Consider the following 20,931-nt stretch of genomic DNA (forward strand, 5'->3'; position numbering starts at 1 on the left):
CGCGCCCAACCTATAGGGTCGGTTCCCATGAGCTGGGTTCTCGACCTGTCCGACATCACCGTCCGCCGCGGGACCAAGACGATCCTCGACGGCGTCGACTGGAAGGTCGGGGAGGGCGAGCGCTGGGTCGTCCTGGGGCGCAACGGCGCCGGCAAGACGACGCTCGTGCAGATCGCGGCGGGGCGGATGCACCCGACGTCGGGCACGGCGCGGATCCTGGACCAGGAGCTCGGGAAGTCCGACGTGTTCGAGCTGCGTCCGCGCATCGGGCTCGCGAGCGCGGCGCTCGCGGACCGCATCCCGGGCTCGGAGCACGTGCTCGACGTCGTGCAGACCGCGGCCTACGGGGTCACCGGGCGCTGGCGCGAGGACTACGAGGCGCTGGACACGGACCGCGCGCACGACCTGCTCAAGCTGTTCGAGGTCGACCAGCTCGCCGACCGCACCTTCGGGACCCTCTCGGAGGGCGAGCGCAAGCGCGTGCAGATCGCGCGCTCGCTCATGACGGACCCGGAGCTGCTGCTGCTCGACGAGCCGGCCGCGGGCCTCGACCTGGGCGGCCGGGAGGAGCTGGTGCGGGCGCTGTCGGAGCTCGCGAGCGACCCGGGGTCCCCGGTGCTGGCCCTGGTCACGCACCACGTCGAGGAGATCCCGCCCGGGTTCACGCACCTCCTGCTCCTCAAGGACGGCGCGGTGCACAGCGCCGGCCCGCTCGAGGAGATCCTCACGTCGGACAACCTGTCGTCGGCCTTCGGCCTGCCCCTCCTCGTCGCGCACGGCGCGGGGCGCTGGCTGGCGCGCGCGGCCCGCTGACGGCACCCGGAGGGGGCGCGCCGACGCGCTCCGAGAAGCCGGTCGAAGCCGCCCGGCAGGGGGGTGCGCCAACCCCGGAGATTTGGTAAAGTCCGGGCAAAGGTACCGAGGTCACGCAGGCGAGGTCGCATCGCGGCCCGCGGCGCGACGTGCCCTCCCGGAAGGGGATGCCATGGAGTGGCTCTGGTGGATCGGCGCAGCGCTGCTGTTCGCCGTCGTCGAGGTCATGACGCTGAGCTTCGTGCTCGTCATGTTCGCGGGCGGGGCCCTGGTCGCGGCGATCGTCTGCGCGTTCGGCTGGCCGTTCTGGGCGCAGGTCGTCGTGTTCGGCATCGTCTCGACCATCTTCCTCGTGACGTTCCGACGCTGGCTCGTCCGCAGGTTCCGCACGTCCACCCCGGTCGCGAGGACGAACGCCGACGCGCTCGTCGGACGCGAGGCCGTGGCGCTCGCCGAGGTCAGCGAGGTCGGCGGGCGGATCAAGCTCGGCGGCGAGGTCTGGACGGCGCGCGTCGTGCGCGGCTCGCTCGCGATCCCGACCGGCGAGCACGTCCGGGTCGTCCGGATCGACGGCGCTACCGCCGTCGTCGAGCCGCTCTCGTTGGGCACCGGCACGGCCGACGCACCGGGCCCCGCCGTCAGCGGCGGCGCCTGACCTCGGCTCTCTGCTGCGGCGCGCCGCGCGCGCCGCCCCGACCCCCGCACGACACTCCGATTCGCAGCACTGTGGAAGGACCCGCATGAACGACCCCTCGGCCGGGACGATCGTCGCCTGGATCGTCATCGCCCTCATCGCGATCTTCGTGATCGTCTCCCTGGTCAAGGCGGTGCGCATCGTGCCGCAGGCCGTCTCGCTCATCGTCGAGCGCCTCGGCCGCTACTCGCGCACCCTCGACGCCGGCTTCCACCTGCTGGTGCCCTACGTCGACCGGGTGCGTGCGGGCGTCGACCTGCGCGAGCAGGTGGTGTCGTTCCCGCCGCAGCCCGTGATCACGAGCGACAACCTCGTGGTCAGCATCGACACGGTGATCTACTTCCAGGTCACCGACCCCAAGGCCGCGGTCTACGAGATCGCGAACTACATCACGGCGATCGAGCAGCTCACCGTCACCACCCTGCGTAACGTCATCGGCTCGATGGACCTCGAGCAGACCCTGACCAGCCGCGACCAGATCAACGGCCAGCTGCGCGGCGTGCTCGACGAGGCGACCGGCAAGTGGGGCATCCGCGTGAACCGCGTCGAGCTCAAGTCGATCGACCCGCCCGCGTCCGTGCAGGGCTCGATGGAGCAGCAGATGCGCGCCGAGCGTGACCGCCGCGCCACGATCCTCACCGCGGAGGGCGTCAAGCAGTCCCAGATCCTCACGGCTGAGGGCGAGAAGCAGTCGAACATCCTGAGGGCGGAGGGCCAGGCGCAGTCCGCGATCCTGCGGGCCGAGGGCGAGGCCCGCGCGATCCTCCAGGTCTTCGACGCCATCCACGAGGGCGACGCCGACCCGAAGCTGCTGGCGTACCAGTACCTGCAGATGCTGCCGCAGATCGCGAACGGCACCGCGAGCAAGCTCTGGGTCGTGCCGACGGAGTTCACGGCAGCGCTCGGCTCGATCGCGAAGGGCTTCGGCGGCGAGGGCGGCCCGGCGGGTCCGGGCGGCGGGGACGAGGGCGGCCCGGAGGGCCGTGCCCCGCGTCCGCGCGTCGACCGGTCGGCGCTGGGCGAGCAGGCCCTGACGGACCCGGCGGAGGCGCTCGCCGAGGCGCGGCGCCAGGCCGAGGCCGCGACGGCCGACGCGACGAGCTCCGGGACGCGGTCCGGGCTGCCGTTCGACCCGGCCGCCGAGCGCGGCCAGCACCCGGGCGGCGGGACGCTCCCCCCGGCGTCGACGGGCCAGCGTGGCGCCGAGCCCCGGCCGCTCGGTGGCGCGACGCCGCCGCCCGCGCCTCCCACGGGCCCGGGCACGGGCGGCCCCGCCGGCGAGCAGGGACCCGACGCCCCGCAGCAGTAGCGGGCGCCGGTCACCCGGCCACAGCAGTCCGGACGCCGTCTCGCGTCGCTCAGCCGAGCGACGCGAGGCGGCGTTCGAGGTGACGGCGCGACGGCGGGTCGGTCGTGAGGTCGACGGCTCGCCCGAACGCCGCCCGCGCGGCGGCGTCGTCGCCGGCGTGGGCCAGGAGGTCGCCGCGCGTCGCCCAGTAGGGCTGGAAGGCGCGGCAGCGTGCGGCGAGCGGGTCGAGGACGTCGAGCCCGGCGCGCGGTCCCTCGACGTGCGCCGTCGCGGCGGCGAGCGCGACGACGGCCCCCAGGGTGGGCGCGACCTCGACGAGCGCCCGGTGCAGCCGGAGCACCGCCACCCGGTCGGTGCGCCCCGTGCGGGCGCGCGCGCAGTGGGCCGACTGCAGGGCGGCCTCGAGCTGGAACCTCCCGGGACCGGGCAGCCCGGCGTCGGCCCACCCGGGCGCGAGGTTCGCGTGCGCGCGACGGAGGAGGGCCTCGCCCCGCTCGACGAGCTCGGCGTCCCACCGGCCGGTGTCCTGGTCGTCGAGCGGGACGAGGACGCCACCGACGACGCGGGCGCCCAGGCGCGCGGACGACAGGCACAGCAGGGCGGCGAGGCCCAGCGCCTCGGCGTCGTCGAGCAGGGACGCGAGGACGAGCGCGAGCTCACGGGCCTCGACGGCGAGCGACTCCCGCACCTGCGGCCCGGCGGTGCGCGACCAGTCGATCGTGTACGCGCCGTAGATCGCCTCGAGGACGGCCGGGAGCCGGCGGCCGAGCTCGTCGCGACCGGGCACGCGGAACGGGATGCGGGCGTCCCGGATGCGGCGCTTGGCGCGGACCAGGCGCTGCGCCATGGTCGCCGTCGGCACGGCGAACGCAGCGGCGATGCGAGCCGCGTCGAGCCCGAGGACCGTCTGGAGCATGAGCGGCGCACGCACCGCCGGGTCGATGGCCGGGTGCGCGCAGACGAACAGCAGCTCGAGGCGGCGGTCCGGGAGGCCGTCCGGGTCGGTCCCCTCGGGGCCGGGACCGAGGTCTGCCGGCTCGGTGGCCTCGCCCAGCGGGCGGGACGTCCGCCGGGAGGCCGAGCGCAGCACGTCCAGGGCGCGCCGCCGGGCGACGCGGTGCAGCCAGCCCGCAGGGTTGTCGGGGACGCCCGCCGCGGGCCAGGTGCGCAGCGCGCGCTCCACGGCGTCGGCGAGCGCGTCCTCGGCGAGGTCGAGGTCGCCGCACCAGGCGGCGAGCAGCGCCAGCACGCGCCCGTACGACGCGCGGACCGCCGCCTCGAGCGCGGCCCGCGCGTCGTCCTCGGTGGCGCTCAGGCCGTGGGCACCCACGTGCCCGACTGCACGTACGTGGCGCTCGGCCGGACCTCGACGGGCCCCCACCACACCGAGGGCGCCTTCTCGGCCCACGCGAGGGCGGCGTCGAGGTCGGGCACGTCGACGACGAACTGGCCGCCGAGCTGGTCGTGCGTGTCCGCGAACGGACCGTCCTGCACGCGCAGGGTGCCGTCGGCGGCGGTGAGGGTGGTGGTGGCCGACGACGGCTGCCAGACCTCTCCCGACACCAGGACGCCGGCCTGGTCGAGGTCGCGGGCGTAGGCCTGGAACGCGGACTGGCCCTCGGCGAGGGCGTCGCCGAGCTCGTCGCCGGAGCGCTCGGGGTAGTGGAGCATGATGGCGTAGCGCATGGCTGGTCTCCTTGTCGTGCGGGAACTCCTTCGTCCCTGTGACGATCGTGCGGCCCCGCAATCGACAGGGCGCGGCGAGGGACCGCGGCGCAGCCGCCGTGTTCGCTCTGGGCGAACGCCCGATGGCGTCCGGAGGCTTGTGAGTGAGTGCTCACTCATTTAGCCTCGGTTGTCATGACACCGACGGACGTGGGTACGGATCCGCGCGCTGCGACGGCAGGGGACGGCGCAGCCCGGGCCGGCCGCGCCGCGCCCCTGCCGCCCGACGAGCGCCGCGCCTCGATCCTGCGCGCCGTGCGGCCCGTGCTCCTGGAGCGCGGGGTCGCCGCGACCACCCGCGAGCTGGCCGAGGCCGCCGGGGTCGCGGAGGGCACGCTCTTCCGCGTCTTCTCGGACAAGCTGAGCCTGATCGGCCAGGCGGCGTTCGTCGCGGCCGACCCGGCCGACGCGGTGCCCGACCTCGACGCGATCGACCGGGCGCTGTCGCTGCGCGACCGGCTCGTCGCGGTCATGGAGATCGGGCTCGCCCGGATCGAGACCACCATGCGGTGGATGGCCATCCTGCACGAGATCGGGCGCGTCGACCCCCGGCCCCAGGCCGAGCGCGACGCCGCGGGCCGCGACGGCTGGGCCCAGTGGGTCCAGCGCCAGACCGAGGGCGAGGCGCAGGTGCGTGCCGCGCTCGAGCGGGTCATGGGCCCCGACCCCGGGCTCCGCGTGAGCACGGCCCGGGCCGTCGAGCTGTTCAACGTGCTGCTGGTGGGCTCGTCCATGCAGCTCGTCGACGCGCGCCGCCGCGGGGTCGAGGCCGCCCCGGTCGATCCCGCCGAGCTGGTCGGCCTGTTCCTCGACGGCGTCGCGCGCCGCACCTGAGACCGCCACCCCCGACCTCTCGGGACCGGGCGCCCGCCCGGCGCCCGCGACCCGAACCCGAACCCGAACCGTCCGCCTGACCCGTTGGGAGCCCTGATGCTCGTCCCGCTGCTCCGGCAGTTCCTCGCCCAGTACGCGAGACCCATCGCGCTGCTGCTCGTCTTCCAGCTCGTCCAGACGATCGCCGCGCTGTACCTGCCCACGCTCAACGCCGACATCATCGACAAGGGCGTCGCCCAGGGCGACACCGGCTACATCTGGCGCGTCGGCGCGATGATGCTCATGGTCACCCTCGTCCAGGTCGCGTGCACGGTCGCTGCGGTGTTCTTCGGCGCGCGGGTCGCGATGGGCTTCGGCCGCGACGTGCGCCGCGCCCAGTTCGTCCAGGTGGAGTCGTTCTCGCAGCAGGAGGTCGGCACGTTCGGCGCGCCGTCGCTCATCACGCGCGCGACCAACGACGTCCAGCAGGTCCAGATGCTCGTGCTCATGAGCCTCACCATCATGGTGATGGCGCCGATCATGATGATCGGCGGCGTGATCCTCGCGCTCCAGCAGGACGTCCCGCTGTCCAGCCTGCTGCTGGTCATCGTGCCGGTGCTCGCCGCCGTCGTGGGCCTGATCATCTCCCGGATGGTGCCGTACTTCCGGAGCATGCAGAAGAAGATCGACCGCATCAACGGCGTCCTGCGCGAGCAGATCTCCGGCATCCGGGTGATCCGCGCGTTCGTGACCGAGCCGCGCGAGCGCCGCCGGTTCGGGGACTCGAACACCGAGCTCTACGACACGTCGGTGCGGGCCGGCCGGCTGATGGCGCTCATGTTCCCGTCGGTCATGCTCGTGATGAACCTGTCGACCGTCGCCGTGATGTGGTTCGGCGGGCACCGCGTCGACTCGGGCGGCATGCAGATCGGCGCGCTGACCGCGTACCTCAGCTACATCATGTACATCCTCATGGCCGTCATGATGTCGACGTTCATGTTCATGATGGTCCCGCGCGCGGCCGTCGCCGCCGAGCGCATCCGCGGCGTCCTGGACACGGACGCGTCGGTCGTCGAGCCTCTGCAGCCGCGCAAGGACACCCAGCACGCGGGCGTCGTCCGGTTCGACCGCGTCACCTTCGCCTACCCCGGCGCGGAGAAGCCCGTCCTCCACGACGTGAGCCTCGAGGCTCTCCCCGGCCGCACGACCGCGATCATCGGGTCGACCGGCTCCGGCAAGTCGACGCTCCTCAACCTGGTGCCGCGGCTGTACGACGTGACCGACGGCGCGGTCCTCGTCGACGACGTCGACGTGCGTGACCTCGCGGGCGAGGACCTGGGCGCGCTGCTCGGGCTCGTCCCGCAGAAGGCCTACCTGTTCACGGGGACCATCGCGGACAACCTGCGGTACGGCAAGCCCGACGCGACCGACGAGGAGATGTGGGCGGCGCTGGACGTGGCGCAGGCCCGGTCGTTCGTCGAGGAGCTCCCGGACGGCCTCGCGTCGCCCGTCGCCCAGGGCGGCACCAACTTCTCGGGAGGCCAGCGCCAGCGGCTCGCGATCGCCCGGGCTGTCGTCCGCGACCCCCGCGTCTACCTGTTCGACGACTCGTTCTCCGCGCTCGACTACGCCACGGACGCCGCGCTCCGGGCCGCCCTGCACCCGCGGACGAGGCGGTCGACGGTGATCGTCGTCGCCCAGCGGGTGGCGACGATCCGGCACGCGGACCAGATCGTCGTCCTCGACGAGGGCCGCGTCGTCGGCACCGGCACGCACGCCGAGCTCCTCGAGACGTGCGAGACCTACCAGGAGATCGTCTACTCGCAGCTCTCGGTGGAGGAAGCAGCATGAGCGACCAGAACACCCGCGACGCGCAGCAGAGCCCCGGGGCCGCATCAGCGCGCCCGGCCGCTCCCCAGAGCCCGGCCGGACCGCGCCCGCCGCGCCGCGGCCCGGGCGGCGGCGGGCCCATGGGCGGGATGGGCATGCCCGCCGAGAAGGCGATGAGCTTCGGCCCCTCGCTGCGCCGGATCGCGCGCTACCTGGGCGCCGAGCGGTGGCGCGTCGTCGTCGTCGCCCTGCTGACGGTCGCGTCGGTCGCGGCCGCGGTCGCGGGCCCCAAGCTCCTCGGCAACGCGACGAACGTCATCTTCGACGGCGTGACGTCGAAGATGCTCGCGCAGTACTTCCCGGCGGGAACCACGTCCGCCGAGGCGGCGCAGGCGCTGCGCGACCAGGGCGAGACCACGCAGGCCGGGCTCGTCGCGTCGATGAAGGGCCTCGTCGTCGGGCACGGCGTCGACTTCCACCAGCTCGCCGTGATCCTCGCGTGGGTGATCGCGGTCTACGTCGCCGCGTCCGTCTTCCAGTGGCTCGCCGGCCGCGTCACCACGATGGTGGTCCAGAACACGGTCCGTCGGCTGCGCGACGAGGTCGAGGCCAAGCTGCACCGGCTGCCCCTGTCCTACTTCGACAAGCAGGCGCGCGGCGAGGTCCTGTCGCGCGTCACCAACGACATCGACAACGTCGCCCAGTCGATGCAGCAGACGCTCTCGCAGCTCGTGAACTCGGTCCTGACCGTCGTCGGCGTGCTCGTCGTGATGTTCTGGATCTCCCCGCTCCTCGCGGTCATCGCCCTGGCGACCGTGCCGTTGTCGGTGTGGGTGGCGACGGCGATCGCCAAGCGTTCCCAGCCGCAGTTCATCCAGCAGTGGGCGAGCACCGGGCGCCTCAACGCCCATATTGAAGAGATGTTCACCGGCCACACGCTGGTCAAGGTGTACGGGCACCAGCGCAACGCGATCGAGGACTTCGACGCCGAGAACGAGGGCCTGTACAAGGCGAGCTTCAAGGCGCAGTTCATGTCCGGCATCATCCAGCCGGCCATGGGCTTCGTCGGGAACCTCAACTACGTGCTCGTCGCCGTCGTGGGCGGGCTCAAGGTCGCGACCGGTCAGATGAGCCTCGGCGACGTGCAGGCGTTCATCCAGTACTCGCGCCAGTTCACCCAGCCGCTCACGCAGGTCGCGTCGATGATGAACCTGCTGCAGTCGGGCGTGGCCTCGGCCGAGCGGGTGTTCGAGCTCCTCGACTCCGAGGAGCAGACCCCCGACCCGGTGCCCGCCGCGGCGCTCGGTCCGGTCCGCGGCCGCGTCGCGTTCGAGGACGTGTCGTTCAGCTACACCCCCGACGCCCCGCTCATCGAGCACCTCGACCTCGTGGTCGAGCCCGGTCAGACGGTCGCGATCGTCGGGCCGACGGGCGCCGGCAAGACGACGCTCGTCAACCTCGTCATGCGGTTCTACGACGTGGACGCCGGGCGGATCACGCTCGACGGCGTCGACACCCGCGACCTGACCCGGGCCGACCTGCGCTCCAACGTCGGGATGGTGCTCCAGGACACCTGGGTGTTCAAGGGCACCATCGAGGAGAACCTGCGCTACGGCGTCCGCGACGGCCGGACCGTCGACGAGGCCGAGTTCCTCGCGGCCACGGAGGCGACCCACGTCGACGGGTTCGTCCGGACGCTGCCCGACGGGTACCAGACGGTGCTCGACGACGAGGGCTCGTCGGTGAGCGCGGGGGAGAAGCAGCTGCTGACGATCGCCCGGGCGTTCCTCGCGGACCCGCCGATCCTCATCCTCGACGAGGCGACCAGCTCCGTGGACACCCGCACCGAGCTGCTCGTGCAGAAGGCCATGAACGCGCTCCGGCAGGGCCGGACGTCGTTCGTGATCGCCCACCGGCTGTCGACGATCCGTGACGCCGACACGATCCTCGTGATGGAGCACGGCTCGATCGTCGAGCAGGGGACGCACGACGCCCTGCTCGAGTCCGGCGGCGCGTACGCGCGGCTGTACGAGAGCCAGTTCGCGGGTGCCGTGGCGGACGAGGAGGACGTGGTCGCGGCGCCCGCCGGGCCGCCGTCGTCGCGCTGAGCGGTCCCCGCGCGTCCCCCCGCGTCCCGACGCATGCTGTTGCTCGGCGTCGGGACGCGGCGGCCCGCCGTGGGACCATGTCGCGGTGGGACTGGGCGCGTATCGAGAGGTCCTGCGGGAGCCGCAGCTGCGACGGCTGATCGCGGTCGCGATGGTCGCCCGGATCCCCAACTCGGCCGCCGCGCTCGTCCTCACCCTGCACGTCGTCCAGACGCTCCACCGTTCCTACGTCGAGGCGGGGATCGTGGCCACGGCGGCCACCGTCGGGATGGCGCTCGGCGCCCCCTGGCGCGGCCGGCTGGTCGACCGGGTGGGCCTGCGCCGCGCCGTGTGGCCGTCCGTCGTCGCCGAGCTCGTGATCTGGCCCCTCGCCGGCGTCGTGCCGTACGCCGCACTGATCCCGCTCGTCCTCGTGGGCGGGCTCCTCGCGCTGCCGATCTTCACCGTCGTTCGCAAGTCGATCAGCGTGCTCGCGGAGCCCGGGCAGCAGCGGTCGGCGTACGCGCTCGACTCGATCGCGACCGAGCTCGTGTTCATGGTCGGGCCCGCGGTCGGCGTCGCCGTCGCCACGCAGGTCGGGACCGCGCCCGTGCTGGCCGCGATCGGCGTCGCGGTCTCCGGGGCCGGCGTGCTGCTCCTGGTCTTCGACCCGCCGACGAGCGCCGACCAGGTCACGCGCCGGGCGTCACGGACGGCGTACGCGGTGCCTCCGTCGGCGGACGCACCGCCACCGTCGGCGGGCGGGGCGTCGCCGTCGCGGCGGCTGTCGTGGCTCACGCCGACGGTCGCGGCGGTGCTCGCGGCGTCGTCGGGCGCGACGATCGTCCTGGTGGGCACGGACCTGGCGATCCTGGCGCACCTGCGCGCCCAGGACCAGGTCGGGTCGCTCGGCATCGTCTACTTCGCGTGGTGCCTCGGGTCGGTCGTGGGCGGGCTCGCGTACGGGGCCCGGCACCGCCCGACGAGCTCGATGCTGCTGCTCCTCGCGCTCGGCGTGCTCACGGTGCCGATGGGCCTGGCCCACTCGGTGGTCGGCCTCACGCTGCTGGCCTTCGTGGCGGGGCTTCCGTGCGCGCCGGTGATGACGGCGACCGCCGAGGAGGTGGCACGCATGGTGCCCGAGGAGCGGCGCGGGGAGGCGATGGGTTGGCAGGGGACGGCGTTCACCGTCGGGAGCGCGGTCGGCTCGCCGGTGCTGGGCCTCGTCATCGACGCCGGGGCCCCGTGGCTGGCCTTCGTCGTCGCGGGCGGCGCCGGCGCCCTGATCGCGGTCGCCGGGCTCGCGGTGCGGCGCGCCCGTCGGGACGCGGACCCGCAGGGAGAGCTGCGGCTCTGAGCCCGCGGACACGCGTCGGGGCTTGTCAGAGCGAGGCTGACAGGATTAGCGTCGGTCTGGCGCTGTCAGGACAGGACTGACAGCCTGGACCGAGGAGAGTCATGTCCGCCCAGCTGTCGTGCTCGTTCTGCCTGCGCCCGGAGCGTGAGGTCCGCAAGCTCGTCGCCGGTCCCGGCGTCCTGATCTGCGACGCGTGCATCGCGCTCGCGGCGCAGATCGTCTCGTCCGGGGACGACGAGCCACCCTCGAAGGAGTCGAATCCGCCCGCCGGCGCGGCCGTCGTCGTGCCGTGGGACGACCTCGACGACGACGCGATGCTCGCGAGGCTGCCGCGGATGGGCGCGGTGTCCGCCCAGGTGGACCGGGCGATGCACGAGTGGGTCGACGAGCTGCGGCGACGCGGGGTGACGTGGGAGCGGGTCGGGCGGGCGCTCGACATCACCCGGCAGTCGGCGTGGACGCGGTTCGCGGGCGACGACGCGCGGGAGGGCGACGCCGGCCGCTGACGACGTGAGGGCGGGCGGCCGGCGCGCCGGGCATCACGTGGGCTCGGCGAGGCGGGGCAGCACGCGCAGCAGCGTGGCGCGCTCGCCCGCGTCGAGGCCCGCGAGCACGACCTCTTCCATCGCGCGGATGTCGGCGCGGGTCGCGGCCAGGGTGCGGGCGCCGTCGGCGGTGAGCGAGACGCCCCGGGCGCGGCGGTCCGCGGGGCCGGGGCGACGCGCGACGAGCCCGCGCGACTCGAGGCCGTCGAGCAGGGCGATGAGGCGCGTCTTGTCGTACCGGATCGTCGTCGCCAGCGCGAGCTGGGTGGGGGCGGCCTCGCGCTCGAGCGCGCTCAGCGCCACGTACTGCCACATGGTCAGGTCGTGCGCGACGAGGATCGGCGCCTCGGCGTCGACGAGGCGGCGTGTCACGCGAGCGAAGAGGGCTCCGAGGTCGGGACGGTCCACGCGGCCCAGGCTAACGGGTCTTGACCGATCGTGTGCCGTAGTAGACGATCTATATATGCGTATCGAAGCAGAGGCGCTCGACCGCCATCGTCGTGCCGTCGAGGAGTCGGTCCGGGTCGTGACGGACGTCCGCGCGTCGGAGCTCAGGAGTCCCACCCCGTGCGCGGGGTGGAGCCTCGCCGACCTGCTCGCGCACATGACCGTCCAGCACACCGGCTTCGCGGCCGCGGCGCGCGGCGAGGTCACGGCGCTCGCCGACTGGGCGCCGCGACCCGTCGCCGACGACGTGGCGGACGCGTACCGGGCCGCGGCGGACGACGTCGTCGCCGCGTTCGTGACGTGCGACGCCGACGCCGAGCTGTGGCTGCCGGAGATCCGCGGCGGGACCCGCGTCCCCGCGCGCACCGCGCTCGGCTTCCACCTGGTCGACTACGTCGTGCACGCGTGGGACGTGGCCGCGAGCCTCGGGACGTCGAGGGCGCTGCGGCAGGGCGACGACGTCCTCACCGCCGCGCTGGCCGTTGCCCGGGGGGTGCCCGACGACGCGAGCCGCGGGGTGCCGGGCGCGGCGTTCGCCCCGGCCCTGCCGGAGGGCGGCGGCGCGGACGGACAGGCGGGCGACACGCTGGCCCGCGTCCTCCGCCTGCTCGGCCGTGATCCCGCCTGGGCGCCGGGCAGGGGCTGAGCCGGCCCGGCGTCGGGCACGGGCCTCACGCGCGGGGAGCCTCGCCCGTCAGCGCGTCGAAGAAGGCCACGACGTCGGCCGCGAGCTGCTGCGGCGCGAGGTGCGCCTGGTAGTGCCCGCCGTCCTCGTACACGGTCCACCGGCGGATGTCGGCGTGGTCCCGCTCGGCGAACCGCCGGATCGAGGCGAAGTCGCCGCGGGCGGAGGCGAGCGCCGTCGGGACCGTGGTCGGCCCGGCGGGTTCGGCGGGGACGGCCGGGTGCGCCATCTCGTAGTAGAACCGCAGCGACGAGCCGGTCGTGCGCGTGAACCAGTAGGTGGCGGCGTTGGCGACGACGAACGCCGGGTCGAGGTCGCCCATGAGCTGCGAGTTCCAGCCGAGGAGGCCCGCAGGGGAGTCCGCCAGGGCGTGCGCGAGCGTCTGGGGAGACTGCGACTGGAGCACGTTGAAGGCACCCATCGACGACCAGAACCACTGCAGGTGCTCAAGGGCGGCCTGCTCGTCGGCGGTCAGGTCCGCGAGCTCCGCCGGGTCGCCCGACGGGAACGAGAACAGCTGCGTGACGTGGACGCCGACCACGTGCTCGGGGTCGAGCCGGCCCACCTCGGGCGAGATCATCGAGCCCCCGTCGTTCCCGACGGCGCCGTACCGCTCGTAGCCCAGACGGCGCATGAGCTCGACCCAGGCCGCCGCGGTGCGCCGCACGTCCCAGCCGCGCTCCGTCGTCGGGCCGGAGAACCCGAAGCCCGGGATCGACGGGATCACCAGGTCGTAGCCCGCGGCAGTGAGCGGCTCGATCACGTCCAGGTACTCCAGGACCGAGCCGGGCCAGCCGTGCGTGAGTACCAGGCCCACGGCGTCCGGCCGGCCCGACGTGACGTGCAGGAAGTGGATGCGCTGGCCGTCGATCACGGTCTCGAGCTGGGGGTAGGCGTCGAGGCGCGCCTCGACGTCGCGGCTCCAGTCGAAGTCCTCGAGCCAGTACCGGACGAGCTCGCGGACGCCCGCGACGGGGGTGCCGTAGACCTCGTCGGCGTCCACGATCGGATCCGTGAACCGGGTGCGGGCGAGGCGCTCGCGGACGTCGTCCAGGTCGGCCTGCGGGATGCGGACGGGCGCGGGACGGATCGCGGTGGGGTCGGTCGTCATCGTGCTGCTCCTGGTGTCGGGTCGAGGCGTCGTCGTCGGGTGCGTGGGCGGTGCTCAGGCCGGCGGCGCCCAGCGGGGGTCGCGGCCGAGGTAGCGCAGCAGCTCGTCCACGACCGGCTCGGCGGGCTCGACGGTCGGGTCTGCGGGGACGACGGCGGCGTACGCGCCCCACTGGCGCAGCGGCTCGACGATCTGCCGGGCGAGGTCGAGGAGCGGGCCGGCGAGGTCGTCGTCGAGCGGGGAGGGTCGGCCGGTCGCGACCGCGAGGTCCCAGGCGTGGACGCCCGCGTCGAGGGCGGCGGCGGTCGCGGCGTCCGACCCGGCGAGCTGCCCGGGCGGGACGGGGACGGGCGTGGTGGCGTCCGGGTCGACGGTCGCGAATGCGCCCGCGGAGGCGGCGACGGCCGGTCCGACGAGCGCCTCGACGCTCGTGGCGAGCTCGCCCGACGGGGCGAAGGGGTCGCCGTCGGGGCCCTCCGTTCCGGTGATGGCCTGGGCGTAGGCGCGCTGGTCGCCGGCCGCGTGCTGGAGGACCTGCGCGACCGTCCAGTCGGAGCACGGCGTCGGCGCCGCGAGCTGGTCGGGGCCGATGCCGGCGGCGACGCTCACGAGAGCGGCGTGCGCGCGGTCGAGGACGGGGAAGGAGGTCGGGCTCATCGGGTGCTCCTCGGTCGGTCTGCCGGAACGGAATGAAGCATTCCGCTAACCTCGAGCGTAGCGGAACGTTCCGTTCCGCACAAGAGGTAGGGTGGTTGTCGTCAGCCCGCGAGAGGAGAGAGTCGTGCCGAGTCAGTCCCAGGACGCGGAACCGCAGGTTGCGTCCGCACCGCAGGGCGCGCCCGCACCGTTGAGCGGCCGTCGCGCGCAGGCCGCACGCAACGACGGCGCGATCCTCGACGCGGCGCGCCGCGTGTTCGTCGACGACCCTGAGGCTCCGGTCGCGGCCGTCGCCCAGGCGGCCGGCGTCGGGATCTCCGCGCTCTACCGGCGGTACCCCAGCAAGGAGGAGCTGCTCGCCCGGCTCTGCCTCGACGGCCTGCGCCGGTTCGTCGCCGTCGCGTCCGAGGCCGACGTCGTCCCGGACCCGTGGGAGGCTTTCGCCACGTTCCTGCGGGGGATCGTCGACGCCGACGTCCACTCGCTCACGGTCCGGCTCGCCGGTCGCTTCCGGCCGACCGAGGAGCACCGGAGCCTCGCCGCCGACGCCGGGGAGCGCGCCGGCCGGATCCTCGCGCGGGCGCAGGACGCCGGCGTCGTGCGCGCCGACGTCACCGACGACGATCTGCCGATGGTCTACGAGCAGCTCACCGCGGTCCGGCTCGGGGACGCCGCGCGGACCGCGGAGCTCCGCGCCCGGTACGTCGACCTGCAGCTCGAGGGGCTGCGCGCCCGGGCCGACGCGGCCGCGCTCCCCGGGCCGCCGCCGGCGCCGGCCGAGCTGGGCGCGCGATGGCGGTACCGCGAGTAGGAGCCCGGCGACGCGGGTGCCGGGGGCGTGGGATCATCGAGCCGTGCCTGAGCCCGTCGCCTCCACCACCCTCGTCACCGACCCCCGCGACCCGCGGCTCGTGGACTACACGGACCTGACGGACGTCGCGCTGCGCCGGGTGCGCGAGCCCGCCGAGGGTCTGTACATGGCGGAGTCGTCGACGGTGATCCGCCGGGCGCTCGCGGCGGGGCACCGTCCGCGGTCGTTCCTCATGGCCGAGAAGTGGCTCGACTCGATGGCCGACGTCGTCGCCGAGGCACGGCAGGCCGACCCGGACGTCCCCGTCTTCGTCGCCGACGAGCCCGTGCTCGAGCAGATCACCGGGTTCCACCTGCACCGCGGGGCGCTCGCGGCCATGCACCGCCCCGAGCTGCCCGACGTCGCCGATCTCCTCCGCGCCGCGCGCGACGGGGCCGGGGCGCGCCGGGTCGTCGTGCTCGAGGACGTCGTCGACCACACGAACATCGGCGCGGCGATGCGCGCCTGCGCGGCCATGGGCGTGGACGCCGTGCTGCTGACGCCGCGCTCCGCGGACCCGCTCTACCGCCGGGCCGTGCGCGTGTCCATGGGGACCGTCTTCCAGGTGCCGTGGACACGGATCCACGACTGGCCCCGGGCCGCGCCGGGCACCGACCGTGCCGGCGGCGTCGACCTCCTCCGCGACCTGGGCTTCCAGGTCGCCGCGCTCGCGCTCGAGGACGACTCCGTCAGCCTCGGCGACGTCGCGGCCGACCCGCCCGAGCGGCTCGCCCTCGTCTTCGGGACCGAGGGCGACGGGCTCAAGCCGAAGACGATCGCGACGTGCGACGTGACCGTGAAGATCCCCATGGCGGGCGGGGTCGACTCGCTCAACGTGGCCTCGGCGGTCGCCGTGGCGGCCTGGGCGGTGCGCGTTCCCGGATCGTGACCCGCCGTGGCCGAGTCGTGACCGTCGGGGAGCCCCGCGGCGGCTCGCGCGCTGGCACAGTGCTGCCATGCCGTCCGAGCAGCTCTGGTCGCGGATCCCGCCCATGCGTCCGGTGGCGCCCATGGCCGGCCCGCCGAGCCGGCAGGGGACGGCGGCCCTCGTCGTCGGACTCGTGCTCGCCGTGGTGGGGCTGGGCGTCCTGGTCGCCCCGCTGGCGACGTTCGACCAGCTCTGCAGGTTCGCACCCTGCGAGCCGCTCGTCCCGACCGTCGGCTTCCGAGCCGCGGACGACGGCGGGATCGTGGTGGAGACCGGCCCGCGTACCGCCGCCGAGATGACGAGCGTGACGGTGTACGGGCGGTTGCCCGCGCACAGCCCCGACGACGCGCTGCCACCCGTGCTCTGGGAGGTCCAGCGCCGCGGCCAGGTGGCGTCCGGGTGGGACGGCGCGGTCGAGCTCGGCCGGGTGCCACGGGGCTTCGTCGAGAAGGTCGCCCCGGCGACGTCATGGCGTTCGGCCGCGGTGAGCGTCGGCGTCGAGAACGGGTGCTACGAGGGCTGGGACGTGCTGCCGCGTGGGCGGCTGAGCACCGACCGCGTCGTGTACTTCAGCGGGACGGAGTACGACGTGCTCGACCAGTTCCGCACCGAGGACTCCGGGTTCACCCCCTGCGACGCGGACGCCCGCCTGCTCGCCCGGCGTCCCGACCTGCGGGGTCTCGCCGTCGGCCTCGCGGGCGTCGGTCTCGTGGTGCTGGGGGTGGTGCTGCGCCGTCGGCGGTGGTGACGGCGCGCCGGCCCGTCCAGGATCTCAGCCCAGCCCCAGCGCGCTCAGCGCGGTCTCGGCGACCTGCGCGGGAGGGCCGTCGACGGGCACGACGACGCCGTCCTCGGCCACGCCGAGCGGCTCGAGCGTGGCCAGCTGCGAGGGCAGCAGCGAGGGAGGCATGAAGTGGCCTGCGCGCTGCTGCATGCGCGTGCCGACGAGCGACGCGTCGCCGACGAGGTGCACGAACCGGGTGCGCCCGGGCGCCTCCCGCAGCACGTCGCGGTAGGTGGTGCGCAGAGCGGAGCACGTCACGACGGTGCTGGTGCCGGCGGCGTCCTGCTCGGCGGTCCAGTCGCGGATCGCGCGCAGCCAGGGCAGCCGGGCGGCGTCGTCGAGCGGGGTCCCGGCCTGCATCCGGGCGACGTTCGCGGGCGGGTGGAACGCGTCGCCCTCGGCGAACGCCCACCCGAGGCGGTCGGCGAGGAGGCGGCCGACCGTCGTCTTGCCCGTGCCGGACACCCCCATGACTACGAGGTGCACGGGCGAGGCGGGGGGCACGGGCGCGGTCGTCACGGCCACGACCGTACCCGGTCGCGGCGCGCGGACCGGTTCGACGCTCGTCGAAGCGCTCGGCGCGGTACGGTGGCGGTGGAGTCGAGAAGTGGCCCCCTACCCAGCCCACCCGATGGAGCTGACGATGACCACGACCTCCTCTACCCCGATCACGTCCACGAACGGCACGCACGGCGCGTCCGCCGACGCGGGGGGCGCCGCCCCGCTCACGGCGGCGGAGGCCGCAGCCGTCCTCGGCGCGGGCACCTCGTTGCTCGTGGGCCGCTACGTGGTCGACCTCGAGACCGGGATCTGCCGGCGGTCCCCGGAGGTGGACGCGATCCACGGCCGGACGGGAGATCCCTTCGGCACCCTCGCCGACCTGCGCGCGCGGACCCATCCCGACGACGCCCGCGTCGCGCCGTCGACGCTCGACGCCGCACGGCGCGGACGCGTGTTCGCCGCCGCCCACCGCGTCGTCGACGCCCGGGGCCGCGCGCGGACCGTGCTCGTCGTCGGCGACCCCCGACGCGGCCGCAGCGGCGCCGTCGGCGAGATCGGGGGATACGCCGTGGACGTCACCTCGGTCGTCCACGAGGCCGTGGAGCGCGAGGCCGACCGGGCCGTGACCCGCGCGATGGCGTCCGGGGCCGTGGTCGAGCGGGCGGTGGGCGCCCTCATGGTCCTCGCCGGCCTCGACGCCGCGGAGGCGGGCCGGACGCTCGGCAAGGCCGCCGGCGACGCCGACGTCCCCGTGCCGGACGCCGCCCGCCAGGTGCTCGCCCACCTCGCGGGCCGCGTGCCGCTGGGCGAGGGGCCTGCGGCGGTCCGCGAGGCGCTCGGCTCGGTCACGGCGGGCGCCCGCCACGAGAACGGCGCGCGCCTCGCGCGGCGCATCACCCGACGGGCCCGATGATGGTCGTCGACGCCGGTCCGGGGGCGAGGGCGCGGGCCGCGGGCGTGGACGGCGTCCCCCGGATGGACAGCCTCGCCCAGGCCGTGAGGCTCGTGGAGCGGAGTCGGGAGACGCTCTACGTGCGTGTCAGCGGCGGTCCCGCCGTCGACCGGTGCACCGTGAGCCGGGACCACGAGAGCGGCTGCGTCCTCCCCGGGCTGAGCGTCAATCCGCTGAGCCCCGAGCCGTGGTGGGACCGGCCGGTCGAGCACTGGGTGGCGCGCCAGCTGACCCAGTACGCGCACCTCGCCGACGACGGCAGCTTCGCGTGGCTCCTGACCGGCGAGGTGTCGGGGCGCGGGCCCGACTGCGAGCCGCTGCTGGTGGCGGTGCGGCCCGTCGCGGTGCTGGAGGACGCCGCGCTGGCCGAGGCGCGCGGCGTCTACGAGCGCGTGCTCGACCACGACGACCGCGGCGAGGACTGACCCGGCCGGAGCCGGGACGAACGGAGGAGAGAGCAGTGGACCTGGGACTGGAAGGACGCGTCGCGCTCGTCACGGGCGGCGACTCCGGGATCGGGCTGGCCGCCGCCCGCGAGCTGCTCGCGGAGGGCGCGCGGGTGATCCTGACCGACCGGGAGGCGGGTGCGCTCGAGCGCGCTGTCGGCGAGCTGGCCGGGGGCGGCGGCGAAGGAAGGGTCGTCGGCGTGCCCGCCGACGTCACGGACGCCGCCGCGGTCGAGGCGCTCGCGGGCCGGGCGCGGGAAACGTTCGGCGACCCGGAGATCCTCGTGCACGCCGCGGGGACCACGGGCGCCACCGGCGACTTCCTCGACATCGACGACGCCGGGTGGCTCTCGACGCTGGACACCGACCTGGTGGGCGCCGTCCGGGTGGTGCGGGCGGTGCTGCCCGCCATGCGCGCGCGCCGGTGGGGGCGCGTCGTCCTGCTCGCGTCCGAGGACGCCGTCCAGCCGTACCCCGACGAGCTGCCGTACTGCGCGGCGAAGGCCGGGCTGCTCGCGCTCTCCAAGGGCCTGTCGAAGGCGTACGGCCCCGACGGGGTGCTGGTCAATGCGGTGTCGCCCGCGTTCGTGGAGACGCCGATGACCGACGCGATGATGCGGGAGCGGGCCGCGCAGCGCGGCGAGAGCTTCGAGGAGGCGGTCGCCTCGTTCCTCGACGAGGAGCGGCCCGGCATCGCGCCGCGACGCCGGGGGAGCGTCGCGGAGGTCGCCGCCGTCGTCGCGTGGCTGTGCTCCGACCGGGCGAGCTACGTCGTCGGGTCCAACTGGCGGGTCGACGGCGGGTCGGTCGCGACGGTCTGAGGCGCGCCGGGCAGGCCGTCCCGGCTCGTGCGGTCCGCGTCGCCCGTCAGCAGCCGGGCGAGCGCTGCGGTCGTCATCGGCCCGTCGGAGGCGTGGCGGGCCGTGACGGCGGCGACCAGCTGCTCGGCCACCGCCCGGAGCCGCACGCCGCGGCGGGCGCCGGCCTCGCGCAGGGCGTCGAACGCGGAGTCCTCGTCGCCGCCGAGCACCGCTATGACGATGCCCTTCGCCTGCTCGATCACGCCACGGCTCGCCGCCGCGGCGCGGATGGCCTCCGACGCCTCGGCCTGGCTGGTGCGGCGCTGCGGGCCCGTGATGTCCACGAAGAAGCCCTCGACGCTGACCGGCTCGCCGTCGTCGTCGAGGTGCGGGCGGCCGACGACCGCCACCGTGCGCACCCTGCCGTCGGCGTCGACGATCCGGTGGAAGGAGCTGAAGGGCTCGTTCGCGGCGACGGCGTCGCGCACCACGTCGTCGACCTGTACGCGGTCGTCCGGGTGCTTGTGCGCGGCGAGCACCTCCGCGGACGGGACGACCTCGCCCCGCTCGAAGCCGTGCATCGCGTACACCTCGTCGGACCACCACCAGCGCCCGGACGCCAGGTCCACCCGGAAGCTGCCCACGTCCGTGTGCTCGCCGACGGCCAGGGCCCGCTCGTGCTCCTCGCCCGCTCCCGCCACACGCCTCATGCGGCCGATGCTAGTCCCGCAGCGGCGCACTCGGGGCCCGCACGCGGGTGACCTGCGAGGGCGTGAGACGACCGCCGCGTGCCAGGTACGCTGTGCTTCGACTCCGGCACGACCGGGGAGCCCCGCGGGTTGAGCAGCCAACTCGTCGGAGGGCGGGACCGCGCCGGACCATGGGCGCGGAGAGGTTGACCGTGATGCAGAGCGAGGCTGTCCGCAGCGTGCCCGGGGCACGCCCCCCGTGTGCCGACCGCGCCGCAGACCCCACCGCCGCGGCGGGCACGACGGAGCTCGCGTCCGGCCGCTTCCAGGTCGACGCGGACGGCGTCCGCTGCACCTGGTCCGACGAGCTCTACGCGCTCCACCGGCTCGCGCCCGGCGACGTCGTGCCGACGGTGGACCTGCTGCTGGCGCACCAGGGGCACCGCGACCGCGACCGCGTCCGGGCCATGATCGAGGGCGCGCGGCTCGCCGGGCGACGCTCGGCGTGCCTGAGCCGCCTGGTCGACTTCGCGGGACGCACGCACGTGGTGGTGGTGCGCGTCGAGCCCGACGACGACCTGCCGGGTGACGGCCCGTGGCCGGTGGCCGGCTGGTTCGTGCTGCTCGACGGCGCGTTCGACGCCGCCGTGCGCGCCCGGGTCGACGTCCAGCTCGCCCAGGCCGTCGAGTCGCGCGGCGCCGTCGACCGCGCCAAGGGTGTGCTGACCGCGCTCTGGCGCCTCGACCCCGACGCCGCCTTCGACCTCCTCCGGCTGGCTTCGCAGGCGCGCGGCGTGAAGGTCCGGGCGCTCGCCGACGCGGTCGTCGAGGGCGCGGCCCGGCAGCGCGCCGACGGCGAGGGCGACCACTGGCTCCGGAAGATCCTGGGCACCAGGCCGTGACGGCGG

Annotated in this window: 23 protein-coding genes; 16 read left to right on the forward strand and 7 right to left on the reverse strand. The window is 74.8% G+C overall.

Translation table 11 applies throughout. The annotated features are described in order from the left end of the window. The first annotated feature begins 27 nt into the window (after positions 1 to 27). From ACLQ14_RS04370 to ACLQ14_RS04380, 3 genes are all read left to right on the forward strand, one after another. Complete coding sequence (locus tag ACLQ14_RS04370; RefSeq protein WP_425810284.1) at positions 28 to 813, forward strand: ABC transporter ATP-binding protein; 786 nt, start codon at positions 28 to 30, stop codon at positions 811 to 813. Between the two features lie 172 nt (positions 814 to 985). After that, entirely contained in the window at positions 986 to 1,468 is a 483-nt protein-coding gene (locus ACLQ14_RS04375; protein WP_425810286.1) for an NfeD family protein, read from the forward strand. Positions 1,469 to 1,553: 85 nt separating this feature from the next. Beyond that, on the forward strand, positions 1,554 to 2,816 hold the full coding sequence (locus ACLQ14_RS04380; RefSeq protein WP_425810288.1) for an SPFH domain-containing protein: 1,263 nt from the start codon (positions 1,554 to 1,556) through the stop codon (positions 2,814 to 2,816). A gap of 49 nt (positions 2,817 to 2,865) precedes the next feature. On the opposite strand, the gene ACLQ14_RS04385 is transcribed toward ACLQ14_RS04380, so the two are convergent. Both ACLQ14_RS04385 and ACLQ14_RS04390 read right to left on the reverse strand, forming a co-directional pair. Further along, positions 2,866 to 4,146, reverse strand: coding sequence for an RNA polymerase sigma factor (locus tag ACLQ14_RS04385; RefSeq protein ID WP_425810290.1), 1,281 nt, complete (start codon positions 4,144 to 4,146; stop codon positions 2,866 to 2,868). Beyond that, complete coding sequence (locus tag ACLQ14_RS04390) at positions 4,128 to 4,502, reverse strand: YciI family protein (RefSeq protein ID WP_425810292.1); 375 nt, start codon at positions 4,500 to 4,502, stop codon at positions 4,128 to 4,130. The genes ACLQ14_RS04385 and ACLQ14_RS04390 overlap by 19 nt, the downstream gene beginning before the upstream one ends. A gap of 174 nt (positions 4,503 to 4,676) precedes the next feature. Here ACLQ14_RS04390 and ACLQ14_RS04395 point away from each other — a divergent pair, with 174 nt between their 5' ends. The 5 genes from ACLQ14_RS04395 (at position 4,677) to ACLQ14_RS04415 (ending at position 11,134) form a co-directional block, all read left to right on the forward strand. Next, entirely contained in the window at positions 4,677 to 5,375 is a 699-nt protein-coding gene (locus ACLQ14_RS04395) for a TetR/AcrR family transcriptional regulator (protein WP_425810294.1), read from the forward strand. A gap of 96 nt (positions 5,376 to 5,471) precedes the next feature. Further along, complete coding sequence (locus ACLQ14_RS04400; protein ID WP_425810296.1) at positions 5,472 to 7,205, forward strand: ABC transporter ATP-binding protein; 1,734 nt, start codon at positions 5,472 to 5,474, stop codon at positions 7,203 to 7,205. Beyond that, positions 7,202 to 9,292: an ABC transporter ATP-binding protein gene (locus tag ACLQ14_RS04405; RefSeq protein ID WP_425810298.1), complete on the forward strand. Its 2,091-nt coding sequence runs from the start codon at positions 7,202 to 7,204 to the stop codon at positions 9,290 to 9,292. The genes ACLQ14_RS04400 and ACLQ14_RS04405 overlap by 4 nt, the downstream gene beginning before the upstream one ends. A gap of 85 nt (positions 9,293 to 9,377) precedes the next feature. Further along, positions 9,378 to 10,628 (forward strand): MFS transporter, encoded by a 1,251-nt coding sequence (locus ACLQ14_RS04410; RefSeq protein WP_425810300.1) that lies wholly within the window; start codon positions 9,378 to 9,380, stop codon positions 10,626 to 10,628. Positions 10,629 to 10,729: 101 nt separating this feature from the next. Beyond that, complete coding sequence (locus ACLQ14_RS04415; RefSeq protein WP_425810302.1) at positions 10,730 to 11,134, forward strand: ClpX C4-type zinc finger protein; 405 nt, start codon at positions 10,730 to 10,732, stop codon at positions 11,132 to 11,134. A 33-nt stretch (positions 11,135 to 11,167) separates the two neighbouring features. On the opposite strand, the gene ACLQ14_RS04420 is transcribed toward ACLQ14_RS04415, so the two are convergent. Further along, positions 11,168 to 11,581 carry a MarR family winged helix-turn-helix transcriptional regulator gene (locus tag ACLQ14_RS04420; protein ID WP_425810304.1) on the reverse strand — a complete coding sequence of 138 codons (414 nt, stop codon included), beginning with the start codon at positions 11,579 to 11,581 and terminating at the stop codon, positions 11,168 to 11,170. A 55-nt stretch (positions 11,582 to 11,636) separates the two neighbouring features. Here ACLQ14_RS04420 and ACLQ14_RS04425 point away from each other — a divergent pair, with 55 nt between their 5' ends. Next, positions 11,637 to 12,266 carry a TIGR03086 family metal-binding protein gene (locus ACLQ14_RS04425; protein ID WP_425810306.1) on the forward strand — a complete coding sequence of 210 codons (630 nt, stop codon included), beginning with the start codon at positions 11,637 to 11,639 and terminating at the stop codon, positions 12,264 to 12,266. Positions 12,267 to 12,291: 25 nt separating this feature from the next. Here the strand turns inward: ACLQ14_RS04425 and ACLQ14_RS04430 are convergent, their stop codons facing one another. Both ACLQ14_RS04430 and ACLQ14_RS04435 read right to left on the reverse strand, forming a co-directional pair. Beyond that, positions 12,292 to 13,416: an epoxide hydrolase family protein gene (locus ACLQ14_RS04430; protein ID WP_425810308.1), complete on the reverse strand. Its 1,125-nt coding sequence runs from the start codon at positions 13,414 to 13,416 to the stop codon at positions 12,292 to 12,294. A 54-nt stretch (positions 13,417 to 13,470) separates the two neighbouring features. After that, positions 13,471 to 14,073 (reverse strand): TIGR03086 family metal-binding protein, encoded by a 603-nt coding sequence (locus tag ACLQ14_RS04435; protein ID WP_425810310.1) that lies wholly within the window; start codon positions 14,071 to 14,073, stop codon positions 13,471 to 13,473. A gap of 124 nt (positions 14,074 to 14,197) precedes the next feature. On the opposite strand from ACLQ14_RS04435, the gene ACLQ14_RS04440 reads away from it, so the two are divergent. The 3 genes from ACLQ14_RS04440 to ACLQ14_RS04450 all read left to right on the forward strand — a co-directional run bounded on the left by ACLQ14_RS04440 (position 14,198) and on the right by ACLQ14_RS04450 (position 16,599). Next, entirely contained in the window at positions 14,198 to 14,884 is a 687-nt protein-coding gene (locus ACLQ14_RS04440) for a TetR/AcrR family transcriptional regulator (RefSeq protein ID WP_425810312.1), read from the forward strand. A gap of 43 nt (positions 14,885 to 14,927) precedes the next feature. Beyond that, the gene (locus tag ACLQ14_RS04445; protein WP_425810314.1) at positions 14,928 to 15,812 is read left to right on the forward strand and encodes a TrmH family RNA methyltransferase; all 885 of its coding nucleotides are present in this window, start codon (positions 14,928 to 14,930) and stop codon (positions 15,810 to 15,812) included. A gap of 67 nt (positions 15,813 to 15,879) precedes the next feature. Further along, positions 15,880 to 16,599 carry a hypothetical protein gene (locus ACLQ14_RS04450; RefSeq protein ID WP_425810316.1) on the forward strand — a complete coding sequence of 240 codons (720 nt, stop codon included), beginning with the start codon at positions 15,880 to 15,882 and terminating at the stop codon, positions 16,597 to 16,599. Between the two features lie 24 nt (positions 16,600 to 16,623). On the opposite strand, the gene ACLQ14_RS04455 is transcribed toward ACLQ14_RS04450, so the two are convergent. Further along, positions 16,624 to 17,154: a gluconokinase gene (locus ACLQ14_RS04455; RefSeq protein ID WP_425810318.1), complete on the reverse strand. Its 531-nt coding sequence runs from the start codon at positions 17,152 to 17,154 to the stop codon at positions 16,624 to 16,626. A 124-nt stretch (positions 17,155 to 17,278) separates the two neighbouring features. Here ACLQ14_RS04455 and ACLQ14_RS04460 point away from each other — a divergent pair, with 124 nt between their 5' ends. The 3 genes from ACLQ14_RS04460 to ACLQ14_RS04470 are packed head-to-tail and all read left to right on the forward strand — an operon-like array spanning position 17,279 to position 19,355. After that, positions 17,279 to 18,049, forward strand: coding sequence for an ANTAR domain-containing protein (locus tag ACLQ14_RS04460; protein WP_425810320.1), 771 nt, complete (start codon positions 17,279 to 17,281; stop codon positions 18,047 to 18,049). Further along, positions 18,046 to 18,513, forward strand: a complete 468-nt coding sequence (locus tag ACLQ14_RS04465; RefSeq protein ID WP_425810322.1) for a DUF6098 family protein — start codon at positions 18,046 to 18,048, stop codon at positions 18,511 to 18,513. Before ACLQ14_RS04460 ends, ACLQ14_RS04465 begins: the two co-directional genes overlap by 4 nt. A 35-nt stretch (positions 18,514 to 18,548) precedes the next feature. Further along, entirely contained in the window at positions 18,549 to 19,355 is an 807-nt protein-coding gene (locus ACLQ14_RS04470) for an SDR family NAD(P)-dependent oxidoreductase (protein WP_425810323.1), read from the forward strand. Here the strand turns inward: ACLQ14_RS04470 and ACLQ14_RS04475 are convergent. Continuing rightward, on the reverse strand, positions 19,301 to 20,044 hold the full coding sequence (locus tag ACLQ14_RS04475) for a PAS and ANTAR domain-containing protein (RefSeq protein WP_425810325.1): 744 nt from the start codon (positions 20,042 to 20,044) through the stop codon (positions 19,301 to 19,303). The two genes, ACLQ14_RS04470 and ACLQ14_RS04475, sit on opposite strands and share 55 nt — an antisense overlap. A gap of 194 nt (positions 20,045 to 20,238) precedes the next feature. Between ACLQ14_RS04475 and ACLQ14_RS04480 the strand changes: the two genes are divergently transcribed. Next, positions 20,239 to 20,925, forward strand: a complete 687-nt coding sequence (locus ACLQ14_RS04480) for an ANTAR domain-containing protein (protein ID WP_425810327.1) — start codon at positions 20,239 to 20,241, stop codon at positions 20,923 to 20,925. Positions 20,926 to 20,931: the final 6 nt, after the last annotated feature.

This window comes from Luteimicrobium sp. DT211, from assembly GCF_049844995.1.
In the GTDB taxonomy this organism is placed as follows: domain Bacteria; phylum Actinomycetota; class Actinomycetes; order Actinomycetales; family Cellulomonadaceae; genus Luteimicrobium.